This window comes from Rhizobium sp. 01L410, from assembly GCF_056400165.1.
Genome location: NZ_JBFTST010000001.1, coordinates 498,171 through 521,700 on the forward strand (window position 1 = coordinate 498,171; position 23,530 = coordinate 521,700).

22 protein-coding genes are annotated in these 23,530 nt (G+C 62.2%); 12 read left to right on the forward strand and 10 right to left on the reverse strand.

What is annotated here, in order from left to right; translation table 11 throughout:
- Window positions 1-19 precede the first annotated feature (19 nt).
- Window positions 20-1,381 (forward strand): APC family permease, encoded by a 1,362-nt coding sequence (locus tag AC1DV9_RS02185; protein ID WP_477945914.1) that lies wholly within the window; start codon window positions 20-22, stop codon window positions 1,379-1,381.
- On the opposite strand, the gene AC1DV9_RS02190 is transcribed toward AC1DV9_RS02185, so the two are convergent.
- The 4 genes from AC1DV9_RS02190 to AC1DV9_RS02205 are packed head-to-tail and all read right to left on the reverse strand — an operon-like array spanning window position 1,378 to window position 5,434.
- Window positions 1,378-2,220, reverse strand: coding sequence for an ABC transporter permease subunit (locus AC1DV9_RS02190; RefSeq protein ID WP_112514508.1), 843 nt, complete (start codon window positions 2,218-2,220; stop codon window positions 1,378-1,380). The two genes, AC1DV9_RS02185 and AC1DV9_RS02190, sit on opposite strands and share 4 nt — an antisense overlap.
- Window positions 2,221-2,223: 3 nt before the next feature.
- The gene (locus tag AC1DV9_RS02195) at window positions 2,224-3,105 is read right to left on the reverse strand and encodes an ABC transporter permease (RefSeq protein ID WP_477945917.1); all 882 of its coding nucleotides are present in this window, start codon (window positions 3,103-3,105) and stop codon (window positions 2,224-2,226) included.
- Window positions 3,102-4,205 (reverse strand): ABC transporter ATP-binding protein, encoded by a 1,104-nt coding sequence (locus AC1DV9_RS02200; RefSeq protein ID WP_477945919.1) that lies wholly within the window; start codon window positions 4,203-4,205, stop codon window positions 3,102-3,104. The genes AC1DV9_RS02195 and AC1DV9_RS02200 overlap by 4 nt, the downstream gene beginning before the upstream one ends.
- 53 nt (window positions 4,206-4,258) lie before the next feature.
- Window positions 4,259-5,434, reverse strand: a complete 1,176-nt coding sequence (locus AC1DV9_RS02205; protein ID WP_477945920.1) for an extracellular solute-binding protein — start codon at window positions 5,432-5,434, stop codon at window positions 4,259-4,261.
- A gap of 207 nt (window positions 5,435-5,641) precedes the next feature.
- Here AC1DV9_RS02205 and AC1DV9_RS02210 point away from each other — a divergent pair, with 207 nt between their 5' ends.
- Together AC1DV9_RS02210 and uxuA are read left to right on the forward strand one after the other, a co-directional pair.
- The gene (locus AC1DV9_RS02210; protein WP_477945922.1) at window positions 5,642-6,364 is read left to right on the forward strand and encodes a GntR family transcriptional regulator; all 723 of its coding nucleotides are present in this window, start codon (window positions 5,642-5,644) and stop codon (window positions 6,362-6,364) included.
- A gap of 39 nt (window positions 6,365-6,403) precedes the next feature.
- A complete protein-coding gene (gene uxuA, locus AC1DV9_RS02215) occupies window positions 6,404-7,591 on the forward strand; it encodes a mannonate dehydratase (RefSeq protein WP_477945924.1) in 1,188 nt (395 codons plus the stop codon).
- A 102-nt stretch (window positions 7,592-7,693) separates the two neighbouring features.
- On the opposite strand, the gene AC1DV9_RS02220 is transcribed toward uxuA, so the two are convergent.
- Together AC1DV9_RS02220 and AC1DV9_RS02225 are read right to left on the reverse strand one after the other, a co-directional pair.
- A complete protein-coding gene (locus AC1DV9_RS02220; RefSeq protein ID WP_477945926.1) occupies window positions 7,694-8,767 on the reverse strand; it encodes a Gfo/Idh/MocA family protein in 1,074 nt (357 codons plus the stop codon).
- An 11-nt stretch (window positions 8,768-8,778) separates the two neighbouring features.
- Complete coding sequence (locus tag AC1DV9_RS02225) at window positions 8,779-9,789, reverse strand: Gfo/Idh/MocA family protein (protein WP_477945928.1); 1,011 nt, start codon at window positions 9,787-9,789, stop codon at window positions 8,779-8,781.
- 234 nt (window positions 9,790-10,023) lie between these two features.
- On the opposite strand from AC1DV9_RS02225, the gene AC1DV9_RS02230 reads away from it, so the two are divergent.
- Both AC1DV9_RS02230 and AC1DV9_RS02235 read left to right on the forward strand, forming a co-directional pair.
- Entirely contained in the window at window positions 10,024-11,163 is a 1,140-nt protein-coding gene (locus AC1DV9_RS02230; protein ID WP_477945930.1) for an HlyD family secretion protein, read from the forward strand.
- Window position 11,164: 1 nt separating this feature from the next.
- Window positions 11,165-12,775, forward strand: coding sequence for a DHA2 family efflux MFS transporter permease subunit (locus tag AC1DV9_RS02235; protein ID WP_477945931.1), 1,611 nt, complete (start codon window positions 11,165-11,167; stop codon window positions 12,773-12,775).
- Window positions 12,776-12,778: 3 nt separating this feature from the next.
- On the opposite strand, the gene AC1DV9_RS02240 is transcribed toward AC1DV9_RS02235, so the two are convergent.
- Together AC1DV9_RS02240 and AC1DV9_RS02245 are read right to left on the reverse strand one after the other, a co-directional pair.
- A complete protein-coding gene (locus AC1DV9_RS02240) occupies window positions 12,779-13,702 on the reverse strand; it encodes a DMT family transporter (protein ID WP_477945933.1) in 924 nt (307 codons plus the stop codon).
- Between the two features lie 116 nt (window positions 13,703-13,818).
- Window positions 13,819-14,205 carry a hypothetical protein gene (locus tag AC1DV9_RS02245; RefSeq protein ID WP_477945935.1) on the reverse strand — a complete coding sequence of 129 codons (387 nt, stop codon included), beginning with the start codon at window positions 14,203-14,205 and terminating at the stop codon, window positions 13,819-13,821.
- A gap of 132 nt (window positions 14,206-14,337) precedes the next feature.
- Here AC1DV9_RS02245 and AC1DV9_RS02250 point away from each other — a divergent pair, with 132 nt between their 5' ends.
- A complete protein-coding gene (locus AC1DV9_RS02250) occupies window positions 14,338-15,513 on the forward strand; it encodes a M20 aminoacylase family protein (RefSeq protein ID WP_477945937.1) in 1,176 nt (391 codons plus the stop codon).
- Window positions 15,514-15,525: 12 nt separating this feature from the next.
- Complete coding sequence (locus tag AC1DV9_RS02255) at window positions 15,526-16,566, forward strand: Ldh family oxidoreductase (protein ID WP_477945939.1); 1,041 nt, start codon at window positions 15,526-15,528, stop codon at window positions 16,564-16,566.
- A gap of 267 nt (window positions 16,567-16,833) precedes the next feature.
- On the opposite strand, the gene AC1DV9_RS02260 is transcribed toward AC1DV9_RS02255, so the two are convergent.
- Together AC1DV9_RS02260 and AC1DV9_RS02265 are read right to left on the reverse strand one after the other, a co-directional pair.
- Window positions 16,834-17,796 (reverse strand): dihydrodipicolinate synthase family protein, encoded by a 963-nt coding sequence (locus AC1DV9_RS02260; RefSeq protein WP_477945940.1) that lies wholly within the window; start codon window positions 17,794-17,796, stop codon window positions 16,834-16,836.
- A 125-nt stretch (window positions 17,797-17,921) separates the two neighbouring features.
- The gene (locus AC1DV9_RS02265; RefSeq protein WP_477945942.1) at window positions 17,922-18,626 is read right to left on the reverse strand and encodes a GntR family transcriptional regulator; all 705 of its coding nucleotides are present in this window, start codon (window positions 18,624-18,626) and stop codon (window positions 17,922-17,924) included.
- A gap of 186 nt (window positions 18,627-18,812) precedes the next feature.
- Between AC1DV9_RS02265 and AC1DV9_RS02270 the strand changes: the two genes are divergently transcribed.
- The 5 genes from AC1DV9_RS02270 to AC1DV9_RS02290 are packed head-to-tail and all read left to right on the forward strand — an operon-like array spanning window position 18,813 to window position 23,521.
- A complete protein-coding gene (locus AC1DV9_RS02270; RefSeq protein WP_477945944.1) occupies window positions 18,813-19,694 on the forward strand; it encodes a dihydrodipicolinate synthase family protein in 882 nt (293 codons plus the stop codon).
- A 23-nt stretch (window positions 19,695-19,717) separates the two neighbouring features.
- Window positions 19,718-20,377 (forward strand): GntR family transcriptional regulator, encoded by a 660-nt coding sequence (locus tag AC1DV9_RS02275; protein ID WP_112515226.1) that lies wholly within the window; start codon window positions 19,718-19,720, stop codon window positions 20,375-20,377.
- Window positions 20,378-20,430: 53 nt separating this feature from the next.
- On the forward strand, window positions 20,431-21,762 hold the full coding sequence (locus tag AC1DV9_RS02280; protein ID WP_477945946.1) for an ABC transporter substrate-binding protein: 1,332 nt from the start codon (window positions 20,431-20,433) through the stop codon (window positions 21,760-21,762).
- The gene (locus AC1DV9_RS02285; RefSeq protein WP_112388703.1) at window positions 21,762-22,700 is read left to right on the forward strand and encodes a carbohydrate ABC transporter permease; all 939 of its coding nucleotides are present in this window, start codon (window positions 21,762-21,764) and stop codon (window positions 22,698-22,700) included. The genes AC1DV9_RS02280 and AC1DV9_RS02285 overlap by 1 nt, the downstream gene beginning before the upstream one ends.
- On the forward strand, window positions 22,700-23,521 hold the full coding sequence (locus AC1DV9_RS02290; RefSeq protein WP_162698697.1) for a carbohydrate ABC transporter permease: 822 nt from the start codon (window positions 22,700-22,702) through the stop codon (window positions 23,519-23,521). Before AC1DV9_RS02285 ends, AC1DV9_RS02290 begins: the two co-directional genes overlap by 1 nt.
- Window positions 23,522-23,530: the final 9 nt, after the last annotated feature.

Here is a 23,530-nt window from a genome sequence, read left to right on the forward strand (position 1 = left end):
GGATGACGAGGAGCAACTGATGAGCGGAGCGCCGTTGAAAAGCCTGCCGGAGCAGCCGGAACTGAAACGGGTGATGGGACCGGGCCTGCTGCTGCTCTTCATCGTCGGCGATATTCTCGGCACCGGCATCTATGCGCTGACAGGGCAGGTTGCAGCCGAAGTCGGCGGGGTCGTCTGGCTGCCATTCCTGATCGCTTTCGTCGTGGCGCTGCTGACAGCGCTGAGCTACCTCGAACTGGTCACAAAATATCCGCGTGCCGCGGGCGCGGCGCTCTACACGCATAAAGCTTTCGGCGTCCACTTCCTGACATTCCTGATCGCCTTTGCCGTCATGTCCTCCGGCATCACCTCGGCATCGACGGCATCGCGCGCCTTTGCCGCCAATTTTTCCGAGGCTTTCGGCTTTGAATTCGGCGACTATGGCGTGACCTTTATTGCCGTCGCCTTCATCGCGCTGATCGCCGCCATCAACTTCCGCGGCGTCGGCGAAAGCGTGAAGCTCAACGTTGTCCTGACGATGGTCGAACTGACCGGACTGCTGATCATTATCGGCATCGGATTCTGGGCGATTGCCGGTGGTGAGGGCGACGTATCGCGCGCCTGGACCTTCCAGCCGAGCAGCGAGCATGGCGTGTTCTGGTCGGTCATCGCCGCCACGACGCTCGCCTTCTTCGCCATGGTCGGCTTCGAGGATTCCGTCAACATGGCGGAGGAATGCAAGGAGCCGAGCCGGATCTTCCCGAAGGTACTACTTGGCGGCCTATTCATAACAGGCGTTATCTACGTGCTGGTTGCCATCTCAGCGATCACGCTGGTGCCGGCCGCCGAGCTCGGCGAAGGCGAGACGCCGCTGCTGAAGGTGGTGCAGGCGGGCGCGCCGAACTTCCCGATCGGCGTCTTCGGCATCATCACCATGTTTGCGGTCGCCAATTCGGCGCTGATCAACATGATGATGGCGAGCCGGCTGATCTATGGTATGAGCCGCGAAGAGGTGCTTCCGGCCGCTCTCGGCAAGGTTCATGCCGCGCGCCAGACGCCCTATATCGCCATCGGCTTTACATCATTGCTGGCCGTCGGCCTGATCCTGTTTGCCGGCGGCGTTCCGGCACTCGGCGGAACCACGGCTCTGCTGCTGCTCGGCGTCTTTGCCGTCGTCAATATCGCCGTGCTGGTGCTGCGCCGCGACAAGGTCGATCACCCGCATTTCCGCACCCCGACCATCGTGCCGGTCCTCGGCGCGGCGACCTGCCTGTTCCTCGTCGGTCCGTGGACCGGACGCGACCCGATACAATACGTCATCGCCGCCTGCCTGATCGGCATCGGCGTGGTGCTCTGGTTCGCGACCATCGGCTTCATGCGAAGCGCGAACCAGAATGCCTAATGCGACGACTGCTGCTTGGCGCGGGCGACGATCTGCGTCGGGTTGACGAACTGCAGCGCGATGATGAGCCAGAAGAGCGTCGTGATCATGTAGATCACCGCCATCGCGTCGATCGACTGCGCCGCGCGCACACCGGAGGCAAAGACCGCGTAGTAGAGCGAGACGACCAGCGTCTGCGTCGTCGGCCCCGAGATCAGGAAGGTCAGCTCGAACATGGCGATGGTGCGCACCAGAACCAGAAGCAGCGCCGCCAGCATGCCGGGAAGAAGCAGCGGCAGCAGGATGCGGATGAACAGGCTCGTGGTCCCCGCCCCGAACACCCGGGCCGCTGCTTCGATGCGCGGATCGATCTGTTCGATGAACGGGATCATCACCAGCACGACGAAAGGGAAAGACGGCACGAGATTGATCAGCACGACGCCCCAGAAGGTACCGCCGAGGCCGAGCTGATAGAGCACGGTCGCAAGCGGAATGCCGTAGGTCAAAGGCGGGATCAGCAGCGGCAGCAGGAAGAGCAGAACGATCAGCTTCTTGCCGGGGAAGTCGCGACGGGCCAGCGCATAGGCCGTCAGCACCCCGAGAATGCCCGAGATCACCGTCACCGTGAAGACGATCTGGAAGGTGACGAGGACGACGCTCGACAGCTGGAATTCCTTCCAGGCGCTGAAATACCAGCGCGTCGTCCAGCCGGCCGGCAGCCAGGTGCCGAGCCAGCGCGTCGAGAAGGAATTGATGATGACGACGGCGATGACGGCCAAGAGGTTGAGGATGAAAAGTCCTGCAACGGCCCAGACGGCGAAGCGCCAGATTTTCGATGTGAGGCCCTGGTCACGGATCATGGCTCAGCCTTTCGTGCCGCCGGCAGGGCCGCGATAGAAGAACGAGCGGCCGGCGAGAACCGCCACCACGACGACAAGCTCGACGGCACCCATGATGAGCGCGATCGCCGAGCCCAGTGAATGGTCATATTGCTCGAAGGCCGCCTGATAGGCCGCAATCGAGATGACGCGCGTCGGCCCGGCCGGCGCGCCGAGCAAGACCGCCGAGGGAAAGACTGCAAAGGCCTGCACGAAAGCAAGGCAAAAGGTGACGGCGAGACCCGGCACCAGAAGCGGCAGGAAGACCCGGAAGAAGCGCTTGCGCGGACCGGCCCCCAGCGTCGCCGCCGCCTGTTCGATCGCCGGATCGATGCCGGTGATGTAGGAGAGCGTCAGAAGGAAGGCGAAGGGAAAGCCGGTGATCAGCAGCGAGGCGAAGACGCCCCAATAATTGTTGGTCAGCTTCACCGGCGCATCGAGGATACCGATCAGCAGCAGCGTCTGATTGAACCAGCCGCGCGGGCCGAGAAAGGTCAATAGGCCGTCGGCGACGAAGACCGTTCCGAGCGTGATCGGCAGCACCAGGATCGTCGTCAGCAGGCGCTGGCGGCGCATCAGGCGGACGCGGAAGGCGATCGGCACGGCGAGCGCCAGATTGAGGATGGTGACAGGCAACGCCAGCCACATCGTAGCGCCGATGGTGTTGTACTGGAAGGGATCGCTGAAGAACTTGGCATAATTCGCATACCACGCGCCGCCATCCTTCGGCGTCAGCGAATCCACCACGCCATAGAAGAAAGGATAGACGAACAACGCGAGCATGAAGATCAGGCCCGGCAGCACCAGCATCGTCGTGCCGTCGAGCCCGCGGACCGCAAGCCGGGTGCGAAGCGATGGCCCGCTCATGCAGCCGTTTCCTTGAAGAGCAGCGCCCGCCCGGCGGCCGGCTGCAGGAATGTCGCAGCGCCGCGCAGCAGCACGTCGTCCGAGCGGAAATAGAGATCGGAGCCGTCAGCCGACTTGGCCAGACCAAAGAAGGCGCGACCGCGATATTCCATGCTGCTGACGGTGGCGGGAATGCCATCGCCGGCGACCGCGACCAGATCTTCAGGGCGCACGGAAAGCACCGCGGCATCGCCCACCTGAAGCGGTACGCGCATCGTGCCGGTCAGCCGCGCCGGGCCAACCTCGATTTGCGCTTCGTCACCCGACACCGAGGTAACGCGGCCGCGGATACGGGTGCGGAAGCCCATGAAATCGGCGACGTTCAGATTGACCGGGCGCTGGTAGAGATCCTGCGGCGTGCCGATCTGCTCGATATGGCCCTGGCTCATGACGACGATGCGATCGGCCAGCGATAGCGCCTCGTCCTGGTCATGCGTCACGTAGATTGTCGTCGAGCCGATCTGGTCGTGAATGCCGCGGATTTCGGCGCGCATTTCAAGACGGAGCTTGGCATCGAGATTGGAAAGGGGCTCGTCCATCAGGACGATCGGCGGACGGATGACGACGGCACGCGCAATCGCCACGCGCTGCTGCTGGCCGCCGGACAACTGGCCGGGCAGCTTGTCTGCCTGGCTTTCGAGCCGGACGAGCGCCAGCGCATCATTGATCCGCTTGTCCGCTTCCGGCCCCTTGATGCCCTGCATCGCCAGACCGAAGCCGACATTCTTGCGAACGCTCATATGCGGAAAGAGCGCATAGCTCTGGAACACCATGCCGAAGCCGCGCTTTTCGGGCTCCAGCTGGTCGATGCGGCTGCCGCCGAGACGGATTTCACCGCCCGACAGGGCAAGCAGCCCGGCGATACAGTTCAGCGCCGTCGACTTGCCGCAGCCCGACGGGCCGAGCAGTGCGATGAACTCGCCGGGTTCGATCGCAAGATCGATACCGTCGAGCGCGTTATAGGCGCCGAACGAGCGGCGAAGGCCGTCCAGTTCGAGACGGGCCTTGTTGCGCGACGACGGCGCTGCGTTCTGGGCGGGCGCGTTCAATCGAAACTCCATACATATCGAGGCAATGAGGGCGCCGGCCCTATGACCGGCGCCATGGATTGCGATCAGCCCTTCTTGGCGCCGATCTTTTCGTCCCAGATGCGGAAGGCTTCGACGAGCTGCTTGGGCTCCAGCGGCACTTCCAGCGGGTTGTTGGCGATCCAGTCGTCATATTCGGGACGGCCGAATTCCTTGATCACGTCCTGGCTCTCCTGCGGCGCCATGTCGATGGTGACATCCTTGACGGCCGGGCCCGGATAGAAATAGCCGGCGTCATAGGCGATGGCCTGCTGCTTCGGCTGCAGGATGTAGTTCAGCACATCCATCAGCACCGCGATCTTCTCGTCCGATACGCCCTTCGGGATGACGGCATAATGCGCGTCGGTGACCCAATGGAAGCCGTCGAGCTTCTGCACCTTGGCTTCGGCGGGAACGATGCCGAGGGCGCGCGGGTTGATGTCCCAGCCCGTCGTCGTGGCCACGATGTCACGGGTACCTTCGCCGAGTTCCTTGAACACCACGGCGGTGCCGGTCGGGTAGTATTCGATGTTCTCGCCGAGAGCGGCCAGATATTCCCAGGTCTTCGTCCAGCCCTTGGCGGGATCACGCGGATCGCTGTCGCCGAGAAGGTACGGAAGACCCATCAGCAGCGTGCGGCCGGGGCCGGAATTGGCAGGGCGGGCGTAGAGGAACTTGTTCTTGTTCTGCTTCGTCCAGTCGAGCAGCTCCTGCGCCGTCTTCGGCGGCGTCGCCACCTTGTCCGGCATGTATTCGATCAGCGGGCCGGACGGGTAGTAGGTGATGACGACACCCTGATCCTTGGCAAGGCCCTGCATCTTGAAGGCCTGCGGCTGCAGGATGCTTTCAAGATTGGGAAGCTCGGATTTATGCGCGCCGAGATCGATCCAGAGACCCTGGTCGACACCAGCCGAAAGCGCGTCGGTGCCGGTCAGCACAAGATCGATATCGACCTTGCCTGCCGCCTGCTGCGCCTTGATCTTGCCGGGCAGTTCCGGGGCCGGCGCCTTGGTGAAGGCGAAGCTCGACACCCAGTCGGCCTTTTCGGCGGCATAGGCTTCGAACATGCCCTGCGTCAGCGCAAGATTGCCGGCAACGTCGGCTATGGTGATCGTCACCGGGCTCGCCGGCTTCTTCGCCTGGGCAAACAGATGGCTGGGCAGCATGCCGGCAACGGCAACGCCCGCGGCGGTACTCACGAATGTTCTGCGCGTAATGTTCATGGGTCTCTCCTCCTCTTGTGCGGCGTCTGCGGACGAGCCCAGACAGCCTGCTCTCCCGTGATCTGCCAGGCGAGATCAAAACGCCGGCCAACCGCCGAAAAGCGGTTGAAAGCCTTGCAAAGCGACCGCTCCTCATCGGCAAGCCTTGGCAATGGATGAGGATTGATATACTAGTATGCACAACAGAGTCAACGTGCAGGAAATAGCATGCGGCAGGCATCCGGCTCCGAAGCGATCGACTTTCCGCCCACGGTGGAAAGACCGGCGAAGCTGCGCCGTGTGACGACGGCCGACGCCATTTTCAACCAGCTCTACGCCGATATCGTCTCGCTGCGCATGCCGCCCGGCATGGCCCTCCAGGAAAAGAAGATCGCCGAAGAATTCGGTGTCAGCCGTACCCCGGTGCGCGAGGCACTGCTGCGGCTTGCCGAAGGCGGGCTCGTCGATATCTACCCGCAGTCGGGCACTGTCGTTTCCCGGGTTCCCGTTTCGGCCATTCCCGAAGCCGTTGTCGTGCGCAAGGCGCTGGAAACGACGACCATCGAAGCCGCGACGCGCATCGCAACACCCGCAGATATCGAGCGGCTCGATATGATCATCAGCAGGCAGAAATCGTTGGCTTCGCTGGGCGACACATCGGGTTTTCACGAGGAAGACGAAGCCTTCCACGAAGCGATCACCCGGATTGCCGGCTATCCCGGCATCTGGGCGATCCTGAAAACCGTGAAAGTGCAGATCGACCGCGCCCGCCGCCTGACGCTGCCGGCGCTCGGGCGCATGGACAATGTGGTGCGCGAGCATATCGTCATCCGCGATGCGATCGCCAGTCATGACGTCGATGCTGCCCGCGAGGCGATCCTGCATCACCTCAGCGCCGTCATCCCCGATGTGGCGGAGCTGCGCACCCGCTATCCCGATTATTTCTGCTAGAAGCCAAAAATATAGAAACGACTGACGAGGAGGAACCCGATGCGGCAAGGATGGAGATGGTTTGGGCCCGAAGCCCCGGTGACACTGGACGAGGTGCGCCAGACCGGCGCCACCAACATTGTCTCTTCGCTGCACCAGGTTCCAATCGGCCGCGCTTGGACGGAAAAGGAAGTCTCCGAGCGTAAGTCGATGATCGAGACGACACCCGCCGGGCGTTCGCCGCTCGCCTGGTCCGTCGTCGAAAGCATCCCGATCCCCGATGCCGTCAAGCGCAAGGGCGGCAAGGCGAAGGCCGAGATCGAGGCCTGGATCGCCAGCCTCGAAGCGGTCGCGGCCAACGATATCCCGATCGTCTGCTACAATTTCATGCCCGTCGTCGACTGGACCCGTACCGAACTCGACTACGTCACGCCGACAGGCGCCACCGCCATGCGCTTCGACCACGAGCGCTTTGCGGCCTTCGATCTCTTCGTCCTGCAGCGCCAGAGCGCCGGAAACGATTACTCGGCTGAAGACCAGCAGCGGGCACGCGAGGTCTATGACGAGATGAGCGAGGAAGAGATCTCCGAGATCACCCGCATCATCACCTCTGCCCTGCCGGGCTCCACCACCGAGCCGCTGACCATTCCCGGCTTCCGCGACAAGCTCTCAAGCTATGCCGGCATCGATGCCGCGAAGCTTCGCCAGCATCTGATCGAATTCCTGCAGGCCGTGACGCCGGCTGCCGAAGCCCGTGGCGTCAAGCTGACGCTGCATCCGGACGATCCGCCGCGCTCACTGTTCGGCCTGCCGCGTATCGCCTCGAATGCCGAGGATTATGCGGCGCTCTTCGATGCCGTTCCCTCGCCTGCCAACGGCATGTGCTATTGCACCGGTAGCCTTGGCGTCCGCGCCGAAAACGATATGCCCGCGATCGCAAGGCGTTTCGCCTCGCGCATCTATTTCGCCCACCTGCGCGCCACCAAGCGCGAAGGCGACGGCCGGACCTTCCACGAAAGCGCCCATCTGGAGGGCGATGTCGACATGGTCGCGGTGCTGAAGGAACTCGTTGCCGAAGACAGCAAGCGTAGCGCCAAGGACGAGATCGTCTTCCGCTCCGACCACGGCCACCGCATGCTCGACGACCTCAACAAGACCGTCACACCCGGCTATCCGGCGATCGGCCGCATGCGCGGCCTGGCAGAGCTGCGCGGGATCCTCTACGCGCTGGGGTCTATCCCGTCGTAAGACTTGCGAGGGCCACATCTTGCGATCTTGCCCTCTCCAATACCCTCATCTCTTTGCCTCGGGCTGCGCCCACGGGATGTCACAGAGATGGGGTGGATTGAGCTACCCTTCCGGCAGCCAGGAACGATAAAGCGGATGCTCCGCCGTGATCGGCAGCGGGGTCGGCTTGCCGGTTCGTTGCGAGTGATAGGCTGCAGTCACCAGTTCCAGAGAGTTGCGCGCGTCCTGCAGCGTCACCGGCGGCTCCGTGCCATCAGTGATTGCCTGATGCAACAGCTCGAACTGGCGGGTATAACCGTCTTCCTTGACTTTGTAACCTGCAAGAGCGTCATCGACACGCTTCTGATGCTCCTCGGTCCCGGCGATGAAAGTCCAGGGATCGCGGCCCATCGTATAGGGCTCCAGAATGCTTTCGGCGACCAGATCGTGGAAGCAGAAGCGCAGCCGCGAGATTTCCTTGCGCGACCCCAGCGTCATCGACAGCGCCGCCAGCGAGCCGTTCTGCATCTTCACCGAAATGGCCGACGTGTCCTCGACCTCGATCGGATTGACCAGCGTCGCGCCATAGGAAAACACCTCGGCGCAAGCGCCGTGCACATAGTTCAGCATATCGTGCGCGTGGATGGCGTGGCCGAGCAGCCCGCCGCCGAGTTCGCTTTTCCATTTGCCGCGCCATGGCACGGCGTAATAATCCGGGCCGCGCCACCAATGCGTTTCGATCGTCGTCAGGAACGGGCGCCCGGTAAGGCCGAGTTCGATCAGCCGCTTCAGCTTCTGCAGGCCGGAACCGTAGCGATACTGGAAGATCGGCATCAGCATCTTGCCGCCGGCGCGCGCGACGATCCCGGTCATCTCGTCGACCTCGGCGATCGAGCCGAACAGCGGCTTCTCGCAGATCACATGCTTGCCTGACTCTATTGCCTTCTTGCAGAGCGCGAAATGCGTGTCCGGCGGCGTGCAGATGTCGATGACATCGAGGTCAGCGCGGGCAAAAAGCGTATCGGCATCCTGCGTATATTCGCCGATGCCGTGGCTCGCGCAGAGCTCCCGTCCCCGCTCCTCGTCCAGCGAGCAAAGGACAGGCACTTCGAACAAATCCTTGTTCCAGTCGAAGCCCGCAAGATGCCGGGCGGCAATACCGGCTCCGATGACGCCGACGCGCAATTTCTGTGTCATGGCAGGCTCTCCTATCGTCCGCCGAGCCTGACGGCATTGGTCTGCGCTTCCAGCGACAGCCGGCAGACTTCATAGACATGGGTCTGCAGCATCGCGGTCTCGCTGCGACCGCGCACATCGGCGGTGAAGGCATCGAAATAGTCGAGTTTCTCATCGCTGCAGTCGATGTGGATGTTTTCCTTGCCGTTGACCAGGAAGAGATGGTCCTTGCCGGGACGCCCGGAAATATCGATGTATTTGCGCAGCTCGATATAGCCTTCGGTGCCGAGGATGGTCAGACGGCCATCGCCCCAGGTGCCGAGCCCTTCGGGTGTGAACCAATCGACGCGGACATAGCCTGACGCCCGGTCGGAGCGCAGCAGCACTTCGCCGAAATCCTCGAATTTCGGCTTATCGGGCATGCCGAAATTGCCGATCGAGCTGGCGACGACCTCGCCCTTCGTCGAGCCTGTATAGAACAGGAATTGATCGACCTGATGCGAGGCGATATCGACGATGATGCCGCCAAAGGCTTCCGGATCGAAGAACCAGTCCGGCCGTGTCGGCAGCTGCAGCTTGTGCGGTCCCATGCCAATCGTCTGGATGACCTTGCCGATCCGGCCTTCCTTGACCAGCTTTCCCGCCTTGACGGCGGAGCGCACACAATGGCGCTCGGAAAAGCAGATCGAGAAGATGCGGTCTGTCTCGGCAACCGTCTTCTTCACCTCTTCAAGCTGCGCGAAGGTGGTGACGCCCGGCTTGTCGGTCATGACGTCCTTCCCCGCCTTCATGGCGCGGATCGCAAGGCCTGCACGGTCACGCGGGATGGCGGCGATGCAGATGACATCGATCGACGGATCGGCAAACAGCTGTTCGCGATCGATCTGCGGGGTATCCGGGTAGGTTTTCTCGAAGTTTTCGCGCAGCGCCGGAACCGAGGTTTTCGGGCAGTAGCCAACGAATTCTCCGCCGGCCGCAAGCAATCCTTTGACGTGATCGAACGTGTGCCCATGATCGATCCCGATGACCGCAAATCTCAACATCTCGAAATAATCCTCCTGCTTGCACGGCGCGCCGCGACCCGCCCGCTCCTCTTGTAACCATTCAGATACTTGCGCCAATTCTGTGTCAAGCAATGTTTAGCCGCAGAATGCGAGAAATTCTCCGGCGCAATTGCAGTGCCCAAAAAGCCGCAGGGACGGCAGCCTGGGACCAGGAACTGAAAGCCCGGTTGATGCGTTCTGGCGCTATTCCTCCATCAACGACCGAGATCCGCCGTGGACCAGAAACAGCGCACCGCACCGCAACTGGACGAAGATCAACGCGAGGAACCGAAGGACAGCGCAGACGCTGAGCCCACCGGCAAAGAGGAAAAGAAGCCTTCGATTGTCCGGCGCCATCCTCTGGTGGCACTCCTCATCGTTGTCGCGATCGCGGCCGTCGCGGTCCTCGGCTACCTCGTCTGGCTGATCTATTTCCATCCCTATGAAAGCACCGATGACGCCTTCATCGATGCGCGCAGTTTCTCGGTCGCAGCCAAGATTTCCGGCTATGTTGCCGATGTTCCCGTCTCCGACAACCAGCATGTCGATGCCGGTGCCGTCATCGTCAAGATCGATCCACGCGACTACCAGATTGCCCTCGATCAATCGAACGGCCAGATCGGCGTCGCCAAGGCCGCGATATCGAGTGCCGAAGCGCAGATCGCCGCCGCCGGTGCGGCAATCGATGAGGCAAAGGCGCAGCAGACCTCGGCCGCCGCAGCCCTCCAATATGCCAATGATGAAAACAGCCGGCAGCAGCAATTGGTCAAGAGCGGCGCCGGTTCCGAACAGTCGGCCCAACAGGCCGCGTCGACTTTGCGGCAGAACCAGGCGAATTTCGCCCAGTCGCAGGCGAGCGTCACCTCAGCGGTGAAAAACCAGGCCGCCGCCGAAGCGCAGAAGGCGAGCGCGATCGCCACCCTTCACCAAGCCGAGGCGCAGGTCGAGGCGGCGCAGCAGAACCTCGACTACACGACCATCACCGCAGCTCAGCCCGGCCGGGTTGTCAAGCTCAGCGGCTCGAAGGGCCAATATGTGCAGGCGGGTCAGGCAATCGCCATGTTCGTTCCCGACGAGATCTGGATCACCGCCAATTTCAAGGAAACGCAGCTCACCGACATGCGCCCCGGTCAGCCCGTCGATGTGACGATCGACGCCTATCCGGATCACCTGCTGAAGGGCAAGGTGGATTCCGTACAGCCCGGCTCCGGCACCGCCTTCTCGCTGCTGCCGGCTGAAAATGCCACCGGTAACTATGTGAAGGTGACCCAGCGCGTGCCGGTGAAGATCATCGCCGACAACTGGCCGAAGGACATCGCCATCGGCCCCGGCATGTCGGTGATCCCCACCGTGACGGTCCGGCCGAGGAACTAAGATGAGCGGCGCCGCAACCACGGCCGGAAGCGCGCGCTCAGCCGCGTCCGGGGCCTCGAACCCATGGCTGATCGCAATGGTCGTATCGCTCGCGACCTTCATGGAAGTGCTTGACACGACGATCGCCAACGTGGCGCTGCGCTATATTTCCGGCGGCCTCGCCGTCAGCGCGGATGAAGCGTCCTGGGTGGTCACCACCTATCTGGTTTCCAATGCCATCATTCTGGTCGCCTCCAGCTTCATCGCCAAGCGCTATGGCCGCAGGCGCTTCTATCTGCTCTGCCTTGCCACCTTCACCGTCGCCTCGATCTGCTGCGGTCTTGCCTGGAATCTCGAGTCGCTGCTGGTTTTCCGGATGATCCAGGGCTTTGCCGGCGGCGGCATGGTGCCTATATCGCAGTCGATCCTCGCCGACTCCTTCCCGCCCTCCAAGCGCGGCCAGGCATTCGCGATGTTCGGTGTCGCCGTCGTCGTCGCCCCGGTGATCGGCCCGACGCTCGGCGGCTATCTCTCCGACAATTTCTCCTGGCACTGGTGCTTTCTGATCAACGGGCCGGTCGGCGTTTTTGCCTTCATCCTCGTGTACATGCTGGTGCAGGAGCCGGAATCGCTTCGCAAGGAGCGCGCGGAAATGCGCAGCAAAGGCACGCGCTTCGACATTACCGGCTTCCTACTGGTCGCAACATTCCTCGGCGCGCTGGAACTGGCGCTCGACCGCGGGCAGACGGAGGATTGGTTCGGCTCGAACTTCATCATTGCCACGGCCGCAGTCTGCGCGCTGGCCCTCGCCCTTGCCATCCCGTGGCTGATGACCCATCGAAATCCTGTGATCGATGTCCGGCTGCTTGCCAGCCGCCAGTTCGGCGCCTGCGTCATCGTCATGCTGGCAACCGGCGCGATCCTGATCGCCACGACGCAATTCGTGCCGCAGGTGCTGCAGACCAATTTCGGTTACACCGCGACCTGGGCCGGCTTTGCCCTGTCGCCCGGCGGCCTTGTGACGATGATGATGATGTTTGCGGCCGGACGCCTGACATCGATGGTCCAGCCAAAATATCTGATCGCCATCGGCATGGCGATCATCGCGCTGGCGATGTGGGACATGACGCGGCTGAACGCCGATCTGAACTTCGGCTTCTTCGTCTGGTCGCGCCTCTATCTCGGCCTCGGCCTGCCGCTGATATTCATTCCGATCACCGCCGCCTCCTATGACGGCCTACGGCCCGATCAGACCGACCAAGCCTCAGCGCTGATCAACGCGGCACGCAATACCGGCGGCTCGATCGGCGTCTCGATCGCCTCCAATGTGCTGGCCCACCGCGAGCAATGGCATCAGAGCCGGCTGGTCGAGCATGTCATCCCGTCGGAACCGGGCTATACGAACGCGCTCAATCAGGCGACGCAGTTCTTCGCCCATCGAGGTTCAAACCTGCTCGATGCGCAGTCGCAGGCGATGGGCTGGATCGGCAATCAGGTGCAGACCCAGGCGAGCTATCTGGCCTATATCGACGTCTTCCACGTCCTGATGATCATCTCAGCGCTGATGGTGCCGCTGGCGCTGATCCTTCGACGCATCGATCTCAAGCAGGATGCGGCACCTGGAGGGCACTGAGAGTTAGTGCCCATCCGGCGGCACGGCTTCGGCCGGCACGGTGCCCTTGATATTCTTGCGATGGAAGATGAACAGCCCGGCGAAGACGATGATAGCGGCGCCGACAATGATCTGCGTATCCGGCACATCGTTGAAAAAGACGTAGCCGAGCACGATCGCCCAGAGCAGCAGAGTATACTGCAGCGGCGCCAGCAGCGAGGCGGGCGCCAGCTTCAGCGCGCGGGTAATCAGCAGATGCGCGCAGGTAGCGACAACGCCGAGGAGCAGCATGCCGCCGAGATCGATAAGCGTCACGTTTCGCCAGTCGCCGGTTAGCACGACCAGCACGATGCCGGTTGCAAGGGCGGCGATCGTCTGCCACGTCACCAGCGTCGTATCGCTGGTGGAGCGCAGATAGCGGTTCATAACGAGGGTCAGCGCGAAGGCCAAGCTGCCGACGAGACCGAAGATCGATGGCAGTGAAAGCATCGCCGTCGATGGCCGCAACGCGATTACGACACCAACGAAACCGATGAAAACAGCAAGCCAGCGCCGCCAGCCGATCTTCTCGCCGAGGAAGAAATGCGAAAGTGCGGCAACATAGATCGGCCCAGCCATATAGAAGGTCATGACGTCGGCCAGCGGCAGATAGGCAACGGCCGCATAGAACAGCCCGACGTCAAATGTGGCCATGCAGACGCGCATCAGCTGCAGGCGTTTCTGCTCCACATTGAAAAGCGCCCGCGGACCCTGGCGGACGATCATCGGGCCGAGCACGAAGAAAGCGCCGAGGGAGCGGATGACCAAGACCTGACCGACGGCAAAGCTCGCCACCAGCCATTTGCCCATCGCGTCATTGAGCGCGAAAAGCAGATCGCCGATCAGCATGAAGACGATGCCGGTCATGACGATATTGCCGGCGGCGGCCGTGGCTGAATTCGGTTTCATTATCGGGTATTTCCTCGCGCCAGCAGCACAATCGATGCCGCTCGCGGCTTCGGCCTTAACGGCCGCGATGTCAAGCGTTCGGTGGCGCTAATTTATGCAGGTGAGCGCAGACAGGACTAATGAATGATGCGAACTGGCGCATCCTGCGCGGGCGATGCCGCAGCGCCATCCCTGGAGGCGCCATGCAGATCCGCGGCAGCGGCGGCGAGGCCCAGGAGTGCTGCGCGCAGCTGGTCGTTTGTGCTCTTGCCGGCACCAAGATCGACCACAGCATCCCACAACTCATCCGCGATCACGCGGAGATTGTCCTGGTCGTCATCAAGCAATTCGCAGATGGTCTCAACCCGGGAGACGGTATCCTTCACCAGATCTCTCTTTCCCACATCGGAAAGATCGGTCACTTTATTGGCAACCGAGACGAGCTTTATGACAAGTCCCGGAATTGTTTCTTCGCGATACATCGATTGTCCCATCCGCCGATCAGAATAGAATTGATTATTCATAACGATTCTGCCGCCCCCAATTGGGTGAGATGGCGAAAAAGTCCAGCTTTAATTGACTGCGTTCTGGAAAACGGCCTGATGCCGGGCTATGCCCTTGCTGACAGTCAAGCGAATGCGTTTCCTGGAGGCTCCATGACATCCGATCCGTCCCTCGCCGCCCTTGCCGAAGAGGCAAAGGGCTGGCGCCGCACCATTCATCAGCATCCGGAACTGCTTTTCGACCTGCCCGTCACGTCGGCGCTCGTCATCGACAAGCTGACATCCTTCGGCTGCGACGAAGTTGTCAGCGGTCTGGCGAAATCGGGCGTTGTCGCCGTCATCAACGGCAAGCTCGGCGCCGGCAAGACGATCGCGTTGCGCTGCGACATGGATGCGCTGCCGATGTCGGAACAGACCAACCTGCCGCATGCCTCGAAAGTCGAGAACATGATGCATGCCTGCGGCCATGACGGTCACACTGCCATGCTGCTCGCCACCGCCAAACATCTCGCCGAAACGCGCAACTTCGCCGGCAAGGCCGTGCTGATCTTCCAGCCGGCAGAAGAGGGCGGCGGCGGCGGCCGGGTAATGATCGAGGAAGGCGTGCTCGAACGCTTCGGCATCGAGGAAGTCTATGGCATGCATAACGAGCCCGGCCTTGCTGTCGGCTCCTTTGCCATCCGCAGCGGCCCGATCATGGCAGGCGGCGACCGTTTCATCATCACCATCAACGGCAAAGGTGGCCACGCAGCCTCGCCACATCTCAGCCACGACCCGGTCATCGTCATGGCGCATATGATCACCGCGCTGCAGTCGATCACCTCGCGCTTCATCGATCCGTTCGATCCGGTGGTTCTGTCGATCACCTATGTTAACGGCGGCAATGACCGGGCGCTCAACGTCATCCCGGCGGCCGTCCAGATCGGCGGCACCATCCGCACGATGCAGCCGCAGACGCGCAAGGCCGTCGAAGCGCGCTTCCGCGAGGTGGTGACGATGACCGCCAAGGTGTTTTCCGCCGAGGCCCAGATCGACTGGCGCCCCGGCTACCCGGTCACCGTCAACGATGTGGCAAAGACCCGGGTCGCGGTCGCCGCAGCCGAACGCGTGGCCGGCAAGGGGCGCGTGAACGACGACTACCCGCAGACCATGGGCTCGGAAGATTTCTCCTACATGCTGGAGAAGCGCCCCGGCGCCTTCATCTGGCTCGGCAACGGCGATAGTGCGGACCTGCACAACCCCGCCTATGATTTCAACGACGAGGCGATCATCCACGGGGTCAACTATTGGCTGGCGCTGGTCGATCAGCAACTCGGGGCCAAGGGCTGAGGAGCCGCATTGATGACTGACACTTCGATTTTCACGGCCGGTGAACTGCAGGCACGCGTCGTCGCCATTTTCAGGAAGGCCGGCATGAACGGCGTCCAGGCCGAGGCGGTCGCCCGTGTCATCACCGCAGGCGAACGCGACGCCTGCAAATCGCACGGAATCTACCGCATCGAGGGCGTGCTGCGCACCATCAAGGCCGGCAAGGTGACACCCGATGCCGTGCCTGAGGTACTCGCCCAGCCTGATGGCTCGGCGATCGTCAAGGTGGACGCCAAGGGCGGCTTTGCCAATCCGGCCTTCGAGCTTGGTCTGCCGCTGCTGGCAGAACGTGCCCGCGCCTCCGGCCTCGCGGCGCTCGTTATCAACGACTGCACGCATTTCTCGGCTCTCTGGCCCGAGGTCGAGGCTGTCGCAGCCGAAGGCCTCGCAGCAATCGTCATGTGCCCGAGCTACGCAACGGTGGCGCCGGCTGGCGGCAACAAGCCGCTGCTCGGCACCAATCCGCTCGCCTTCGGCTGGCCGCGCCCGGACAAGACGCCCTACGTCTATGATTTCGCCACCTCGGTCGCCGCCCGTGGCGAGATCGAGCTTCACCGCCGCGCCGGCAAGAAACTGCCGGAGGGATGGGCGATCGACGCCGATGGCGAACCGACGATCGAGCCTGAAGCCGCACTCGCCGGCGCCATGCTGCCCTTCGGCGGCCATAAGGGTTCGGCGATCAGCACAATGGTCGAACTGCTGGCCGGTATCATGATCGGCGACCTCACCAGCCCCGAAGTGCTCGACTATCTCGGCACCACGACCCTGGCGCCGCGCCACGGCGAACTGGTGCTTGCGTTCTCGCCACAGGCCTTTGCATCAGGCCGCGCCGGAGATCCGTTCGCCCGCGCCGAAGTTCTCTTCGAAGCGATCGCCGGCCAGGGTGCCCGTCTCCCCTCGCAGCGCCGCTATACGGCGCGGGTTAAGTCGCTTGCTGAGGGGATTGTGTTGACGAAGGCGGAGATAGAGCAGCTGGACCGGCAGCTGACGCTGGGGTTGGATTCTGTTGGGTGAGTAGGCGACGCCTGTACTTCACCGCCAACGCCGACTTGGCATATTGAAGCGGGCAGCGCTCCGCAAACTCCCCTCATCCCTGTGCTTGTCACAGGGATCCAGCCAGCCCCAAGCCCTTGGGCCGAAAAGACTCTTCCCACCGCGCAGACGCGCGGTGACTGGATTCCTGTAGGAGCACAGGAATGAGGGAGACGTAAAGACAACCGCTCAAAACAAAAGCGGCCGGAGTTGCCTCCAGCCGCCTCAAAACTCAGACCTAGAAAAGTCTCAAGCCTTATACTTTGCAACCGCGCCCGGAAGCTTGCTCCACTCGCCGTACCAGCTGTTGAACAGCTTGAACTGGATCTCGACATAGCCGCGCTGGCTGTCGTTGAGGGTGTCGCTCTCGTTGAAATGCAGCGTGTATTCCTCGTCGCCCTTCAGCACCATCATATGCTTGAAGAACAAGACGAGATCCGGACCTTCATCGAAGGAGGAGAGGACGGCGAGAGCCTGTTCCAGCTCCAGAGCCCGCTGACGCGCATCGACGTCGCCCTTCGCAGCCGCCTGTGACAGGTTGCAGAGCGTGATGACTTCCTTCGGCAGGACGTTGCCGATGCCGGTGATGGCGCCGGTGGCGCCGCAGTTGACGAAGCCGTGGAAGACCGCGGTGTCGACACCGATCATCAGCGAAACGCCGTCATCGCGGCTGGTGATGTTTTCGGCCGCATAGCGCATGTCTGCCGGACCGCCGAATTCCTTGAAGCCGACGAGGTTGGAATGCTCGGCGCGCAACGCGAAGAACAGTTCGGCGCGGGTGGCGAAGCCGTAATAGGGGCTGTTGTAGATGACGGCCGGAAGATCCGGGGCTGCCGAGAGGATCGCCTTGAAGTGCGCCTTCTGGGCGGCGATGACCGAGCCGCGCGAGAGCACGCGCGGGATGACCATCAGGCCGTGGGCGCCGACCTTCTGGGCGTGCGCCGCATGGGCAACGGCCGAGGCGGTGTTCACCGCACCGGTGCCGACGATGACGGGAATGCCGGCCTTGACCAGGCGCTCGACGCCTTCCATGCGCTGCTCGTCGCTGAGCAGCGGCCAGTCACCCATGGAGCCGCAATAGACGACGGCCGACATGCCGTCGGCGATCAGCTGCTTGCCCTTGCGCACCAGCGCGTCGAAGTCCGGGGTCCGGTCCTTCTTGCAGGGGGTCATGAGCGCCGGGATGACGCCGGAAAAGATCTTGGCCTTCATGTCAAACTCCTTCAGCGGATAGCGAATGATCGGGGCAGCACGGGCACGGACCTATCAGCGCCTCAAGCTCTGATATATCATTTAGCACTTTGTATTTTATTTGTCGACAAGAAATTGCCGACGTCTCACAAATCGATATCGTGCCTCTGGTTCCGCGAGAACAATGCCTGGATCTGCGCAACGATCTGCTCGGCATGCGCCTTCGCCAGCCTGTCGGCGGCATCGATATCCCGCGCCTCGATCGCCGCGATCATGTCCTCGTGCTCGTCGACGAATTGCTGCGGCAGGCGGTCGCCGTAGGACTGGTAATAGAGCCTCAGGATACGGCGGCCCTCGTCGAGCAGCCGGTTGAACAGGCTGATATAATAGGGGTTGCGTCCGGCCTCGGCGATTGCCGCATGCAACGCCGCATTGGTGGCGATCATCGCCAGCGCATCGCCGGCCTCTGCGGCAGCCGTAAAGCGGGCCTGCTCGGCGCGGATCGCCCTCAGGTCCTCAGGGCGATGATATTGCGCGGCAAGCCGCGTCGTCACCCGGTACATCAGCACCAGGGCATCGAAGAAGGTGTGCATGTTGAGAAAGTCGATATTTGCCACCATCGTCGAGCGATTCGGCAGCGTATCGATCAGCCCCTCGCCGGAAAGCCGGACGAGCGCCTCGCGGATCGGCGTACGCGACATCTTGAAGCGCTCGGCAAGCTGCACTTCGTCGATCGGGCTACCCGGCGGCAGCACCAGATCGAGGATCTCGTCGCGCAGCAGCTCGTAGACCATCTTCACGCCTGAGCCGCGCTTGCGCTCGGGAACGGAGGCCGGGTCGGTTTCGGTCATCGCGGAAATCCTTGTCTCTCACCTATCGAGTAAGGGGGCACGCGCACCGGATCAATCTTTTTTCCGCAGGCGCCCTATCGGCCCGTCAAAAGCCGCTTCATGCCCGGCACCCATCCACAACAAACAGGTTTACAGTAAATTACTAACATGTTAGCTCTCTGATTACTGACTTCAGGAGAGAAAACGGTGGCGGGATTTGGTTTGTCGGTCGCTCTGGCGACGCCTTTCAAAAGCAGTGGCGCGATTGCGGCCGATGTCATGGTGAAGCAGGCGAGGCGGAGTCTCGCAGCCGGCTGCGCCAGCGTCACGCTGTTCGGCACGACCGGCGAAGGCGCCTCGATCGGCACCCAAGAGCGCGCACGGATCCTCGATGCCTTCATCGAAGCAGGGATCGAACCGTCGCAGATCGTTGCCGGTGTGCTTGTCGATGCCGCCGAGGATGCCGCCCATCAGATGGCGCAGGCGCTCTCGAAAGGCGTGCGCAACATCTTGCTTGCCCCGCCGTCCTACTTCAAGAACGTCAGCGACGACGGGCTTTTTGCCTGGTATGCCGACGTCTTCGCGCAGGTGGGCGACAAAGCCCGCGATGTGCTGGTCTACAACATTCCTTCGGTGACAATGGTTGCCCTCAGCATCGATCTGATCGGCCGCCTCAGGACTGCCTTCCCGGCGATCGTCACTGGCGTCAAGGATTCATCCGGCGACTGGCCCTATACCGAAACGTTGTTGAAGACCCATGGCGACCTGATCATACTGATCGGCGACGAGCGCCATCTCGCCAAGGGCGTGCGGCTGGGCGGCCAGGGAGCGATTTCGGGCATGGCGAATTTCGCGCCGCTCGAGGTCCGCGCCATGGCGGTCGATGGTAAGGACGATACGCGCGTCGAACGTTTCGTTGCAGAGCTCCTGAAGCATCCCGTGACGCCCGCCGTAAAAGTCATGGTGGCAACCATGACGAACGATGAAACATGGCTTGCAGTCCGTCCGCCTTTGACGTCAATCTCGGCCGGCGGCAGACGCGAACTCGCTTCTGCCTTCGAAAGCCTGTTTCGCACCAAGGCGGCCTGAGCGGAATGTACGAGGAGAAGCCCATGGATGGAGCCGACGAGCAGCCGACGCTACGGGAGAAAGCCTATGAGAGCTTTACCCGGCATCTGCTGGCGCGCGACGTCCGTCCCGGGCAATTCGTCTCCCAACGCCGGCTGGTCGAACTCACGGGACTGACGCTCGGCGCCATCAGGGAGCTCATCCCGCGTCTGGAGGCGGAGGGGCTGATCAAGACGGTGCCGCAGCGCGGCCTGCAGATTGCCCATATCGACCTCAACCTGATCCGCGAAGCGTTCCAGCTTCGCCTGTTTCTTGAGAAGGAGGCCGTCGCCCTGTTCACGCAGACGGCCACCGACGCGACCGTTGCGGCCATGCTCGCCGAGCATCGCGACATCGTCGCGGCAATCGAGGGCGGCAACGCATCGCATGAGCTCGAAGTCCATGCCCAAGCGGTCGACTGGGGCATGCACGACGCCTTTATCGACGCGCTCGGCAACACGATCATTTCCAACGCCTACCGCGTCAACTCGATCAAGATGCGCCTGATCAGCCAGGAGCGCTTCCGCATCGACGGCCGCGTCGGTCCTGTCATGGGCGAGCACCTCAAGGTGCTGGAGGCCATCGAACGGCGCAATGTGGACGAGGCGGTCAATGCCCTCGCCGCACATATCAATCACGCGCGAAGCCGTGCGCTGAGACTATAGACGATCGCCCGCGGTGAGGAGATCGCAGGGCACAAAGGAGGAGGAGAAACAGCATGGCATCTTCATTCATCAATCCCACCCGCCGGAGCTTTCTGGCGGGATCTGCCGCGGTCGGAGCAGTCGGCATCCTGGGCGTCAAGCCGGCCTCGGCGGCGGTCGACTGGAAGCGCTTCGCGGGAACGACGCTCGAGGTCAACCTGGTCAAGAGCCCGCGCAGCGAAACGATCCTGAAATATCTCAGCGAATTCGAGACACTGACCGGCATCAAGGTCAATGCCGAGGCGACGCCCGAGCAGCAGCAGCGCCAGAAGACCACCATCGAACTCAGCTCCGGCAAGCCGAGCTTCGACGTCGTCCACCTCAGCTACCATGTCCAGAAGCGCCAGTTCGAAAAGGGCGGCTGGCTGGCCGATATCAGCGGCTTCCTCAAGGATCCCTCGCTTACCGACCCATCGCTGGTGGAAAGCGATTTTGCCGAGGCCGGCATGACCTTCGCCAAGGATTCCGAGGGTAAGCTGCGCTCACTGCCCTTCTCGGTCGATTACTGGATCGTCTACTGGAACAAGGAACTCTTCGAGAAAAAGGGCCTGTCCTATCCGGCGACCTTCGAGGAGATGGTCAGCGCTGCCGAAGCCCTGACCGACAAGAGCAGCAACACTTATGGTTTCGTCGCCCGCGGCTTGAAGAATGCCAACGTACCGGTCTGGACGACACTGATGCTGGGCTACGGCACGACGCCGCTCGGCCCGGACGGCAAGCTGCGGACGACCTCCGACGAAGCCGTGGCTGCCGCCAAGATGTACCAGCAGCTGATGACGAACGCAGCGCCGGTCGGGGTCTCGGGCTTCAACTGGGCCGAAGCGCAGTCTGCCTTCCTGCAGGGCAAGATCGGCATGTGGCTCGATGGCGTCGGCTTCGCACCGCCGATCGAAAACCCGGAAAAGTCCCGCGTCGTCGGCAAGGTCGGCTACGGGGTCATGCCGAAAGGCCCGAAGGCGCAGGCAGCGGCGACGACGGGCGACGGCATCGGTGTTGTTGCCGCCAGCAAGAACAAGGAAGCCGCCTACCTCTTCTGCCAGTGGGTGATCTCCAAGGAAATGGGTGCCCGCCTGCTCCAGGCCGGTGCCGGCGTTCCGTTCCGCAACTCCGTGCTCGAGGATCCGAAGGTTCGCGAAGGCGTCAAGATGCCGAGCGCCTGGGTCGATGCCGTTGCAGGCTCCGCCAAGGTTTCGCAGCTCGCCCTGCCGGTCATCATTCCGGTCACCGAGTTCCGCGACATCTATGGCGTCGGCCTCACCAACATGATCGGCGGCGCCGATCCGGCGGCCGAGCTGAAGACGGCAACCGCGCAGTTCGAACCGGTCCTGGCACGAAGCGAGGGATAATGGCATCCGTGAGCATGGAAACCGCGCGGAGCGGACGTGACGCAAAAGCGAGGAGCAAGCCGAACAGGCTTGCTCCGAACTATTGGCCCTTCGTGATCCCGGCACTGATCGTCATTGCCGCGGTCATCGTCTTTCCGTGGGTTTTCACGCTGTGGATGAGCGTGAATAGCTGGACACTTGGCCAGGCCGTCGTCTTTGCCGGCCTGGACAATTATATCCGGCTGTTCACCGACTTCCGTTTCTGGGAGTCGCTCTGGCACACGGCTGTTTACACGCTGCTTGCCGTCGTCGCCCCCCTGTTCTTCGGAACACTGGCCGCACTGATCTTCGACGCGCAATTTCCGCTCCGAGGCCTGCTGCGCGGCATTTTCGTCATGCCGATGATGGCGACGCCTGTTGCTATTGCGCTCGTCTGGACCATGATGTTCCATCCGCAGCTCGGTGTGCTCAATTATCTTCTGTCGCTCGCTGGCATCGGTCCGCAGGAATGGATCTACAACCAGAAGAGCGTCATTCCTTCGCTGGTGCTGGTCGAGACCTGGCAGTGGACACCGCTGATCATGCTGATCGTGCTTGGTGGTCTGGCCGCCGTGCCGCGCGAACCCTATGAAAGTGCCGAGATCGACGGCGCCAATGTCTGGCAGAAATTCCGCTATCTGACGCTTCCGATGATTGCGCCCTTCCTGATGATCGGCGTCATCATCCGCTCGATCGACGCCGTCAAGAGCTTCGACATCATCTATGCGATGACGCAGGGCGGGCCCGGCACGGCGTCGGAGACGATCAACATCTATCTCTACAACACCGCCTTCTCCTACTACGACATCGGATACGCTTCGGCGATGGCAGTGATCTTCTTCGTCATCATCGTCGTCCTGTCCTTCGTTTTGATGATGGTCCGTCAGCGCGCCAACTGGTCGGATACGGAGACACGATGATGAAGCGCAAGACGCTCGACCGCATCGGCCTTTTCTTCGTCGCTCTGGTGATGGTCTCGCCGGTCATCCTGTTCTTCCTCTGGATGATCTCGTTATCGCTGAAATACGAAATCGACAACGGCGCCTATCCGCCAATCCTGATCCCGGAACGCTTCGCCTGGTCGAACTATCTTCAGGTGTTTCAGGAGAACAATTTCTTCCTGTATTTCTGGAATTCGATCCTGGTTACCGGCGGCGCGACATTGCTGGCCCTTCTGATCGGCGTTCCCGCCGGCTACGGCATCGCCCGGCTCAAGGCGGAGCGCTCGGCGATGGTGATCATGATCGCCCGCATGACGCCGGGTCTTTCCTTCCTCATCCCACTGTTCCTGTTGTTTCAATGGCTGAACCTGCTCGGGACGCTCTGGCCGCAGATCATCATCCATCTCGTGGTCACCGTGCCGATCGTTGTCTGGATCATGATCGGGTATTTCGAGACGACGCCAAAGGAGCTGGAGGAGGCAGCCAGCATCGATGGCGCGACGGCCTGGCAGGTGTTCCGCCTGGTGGCGCTGCCGATCGCCAGGCCCGGCATCGTCGTCGCCTTCATCCTGTCCGTGATCTTCTCGTGGAACAACTTCGTCTTCGGTATCGTGCTCGCAAGCCGCGAAACGAGAACGCTTCCGGTTGCGGTCTATAACATGCTGTCCTTCGAGCAGGTGAGCTGGGGGCCGCTGGCCGCGGCCGCGCTGATCGTCACCTTGCCGGTGCTGGTGCTGACGATGTTTGCGCAGAGACAGATCGTTGCCGGATTGACCTCAGGCGCGGTCAAGGGCGGCTAGGCAGGACAA

Bases quoted from the DNA above. Each gene is read 5' to 3' on its own strand.
- AC1DV9_RS02185 (WP_477945914.1), top strand. From the start codon at position 20: ATGAGCGGAGCGCCGTTGAAAAGCCTGCCGGAGCAGCCGGAACTGAAA.
- AC1DV9_RS02190 (WP_112514508.1), bottom strand. From the start codon at position 2,220: ATGATCCGTGACCAGGGCCTCACATCGAAAATCTGGCGCTTCGCCGTC.
- AC1DV9_RS02195 (WP_477945917.1), bottom strand. From the start codon at position 3,105: ATGAGCGGGCCATCGCTTCGCACCCGGCTTGCGGTCCGCGGGCTCGAC.
- AC1DV9_RS02200 (WP_477945919.1), bottom strand. From the start codon at position 4,205: ATGGAGTTTCGATTGAACGCGCCCGCCCAGAACGCAGCGCCGTCGTCG.
- AC1DV9_RS02205 (WP_477945920.1), bottom strand. From the start codon at position 5,434: ATGAACATTACGCGCAGAACATTCGTGAGTACCGCCGCGGGCGTTGCC.
- AC1DV9_RS02210 (WP_477945922.1), top strand. From the start codon at position 5,642: ATGCGGCAGGCATCCGGCTCCGAAGCGATCGACTTTCCGCCCACGGTG.
- uxuA (WP_477945924.1), top strand. From the start codon at position 6,404: ATGCGGCAAGGATGGAGATGGTTTGGGCCCGAAGCCCCGGTGACACTG.
- AC1DV9_RS02220 (WP_477945926.1), bottom strand. From the start codon at position 8,767: ATGACACAGAAATTGCGCGTCGGCGTCATCGGAGCCGGTATTGCCGCC.
- AC1DV9_RS02225 (WP_477945928.1), bottom strand. From the start codon at position 9,789: ATGTTGAGATTTGCGGTCATCGGGATCGATCATGGGCACACGTTCGAT.
- AC1DV9_RS02235 (WP_477945931.1), top strand. From the start codon at position 11,165: ATGAGCGGCGCCGCAACCACGGCCGGAAGCGCGCGCTCAGCCGCGTCC.
- AC1DV9_RS02240 (WP_477945933.1), bottom strand. From the start codon at position 13,702: ATGAAACCGAATTCAGCCACGGCCGCCGCCGGCAATATCGTCATGACC.
- AC1DV9_RS02245 (WP_477945935.1), bottom strand. From the start codon at position 14,205: ATGAATAATCAATTCTATTCTGATCGGCGGATGGGACAATCGATGTAT.
- AC1DV9_RS02250 (WP_477945937.1), top strand. From the start codon at position 14,338: ATGACATCCGATCCGTCCCTCGCCGCCCTTGCCGAAGAGGCAAAGGGC.
- AC1DV9_RS02255 (WP_477945939.1), top strand. From the start codon at position 15,526: ATGACTGACACTTCGATTTTCACGGCCGGTGAACTGCAGGCACGCGTC.
- AC1DV9_RS02260 (WP_477945940.1), bottom strand. From the start codon at position 17,796: ATGAAGGCCAAGATCTTTTCCGGCGTCATCCCGGCGCTCATGACCCCC.
- AC1DV9_RS02265 (WP_477945942.1), bottom strand. From the start codon at position 18,626: ATGACCGAAACCGACCCGGCCTCCGTTCCCGAGCGCAAGCGCGGCTCA.
- AC1DV9_RS02275 (WP_112515226.1), top strand. From the start codon at position 19,718: ATGGATGGAGCCGACGAGCAGCCGACGCTACGGGAGAAAGCCTATGAG.
- AC1DV9_RS02280 (WP_477945946.1), top strand. From the start codon at position 20,431: ATGGCATCTTCATTCATCAATCCCACCCGCCGGAGCTTTCTGGCGGGA.
- AC1DV9_RS02285 (WP_112388703.1), top strand. From the start codon at position 21,762: ATGGCATCCGTGAGCATGGAAACCGCGCGGAGCGGACGTGACGCAAAA.
- AC1DV9_RS02290 (WP_162698697.1), top strand. From the start codon at position 22,700: ATGAAGCGCAAGACGCTCGACCGCATCGGCCTTTTCTTCGTCGCTCTG.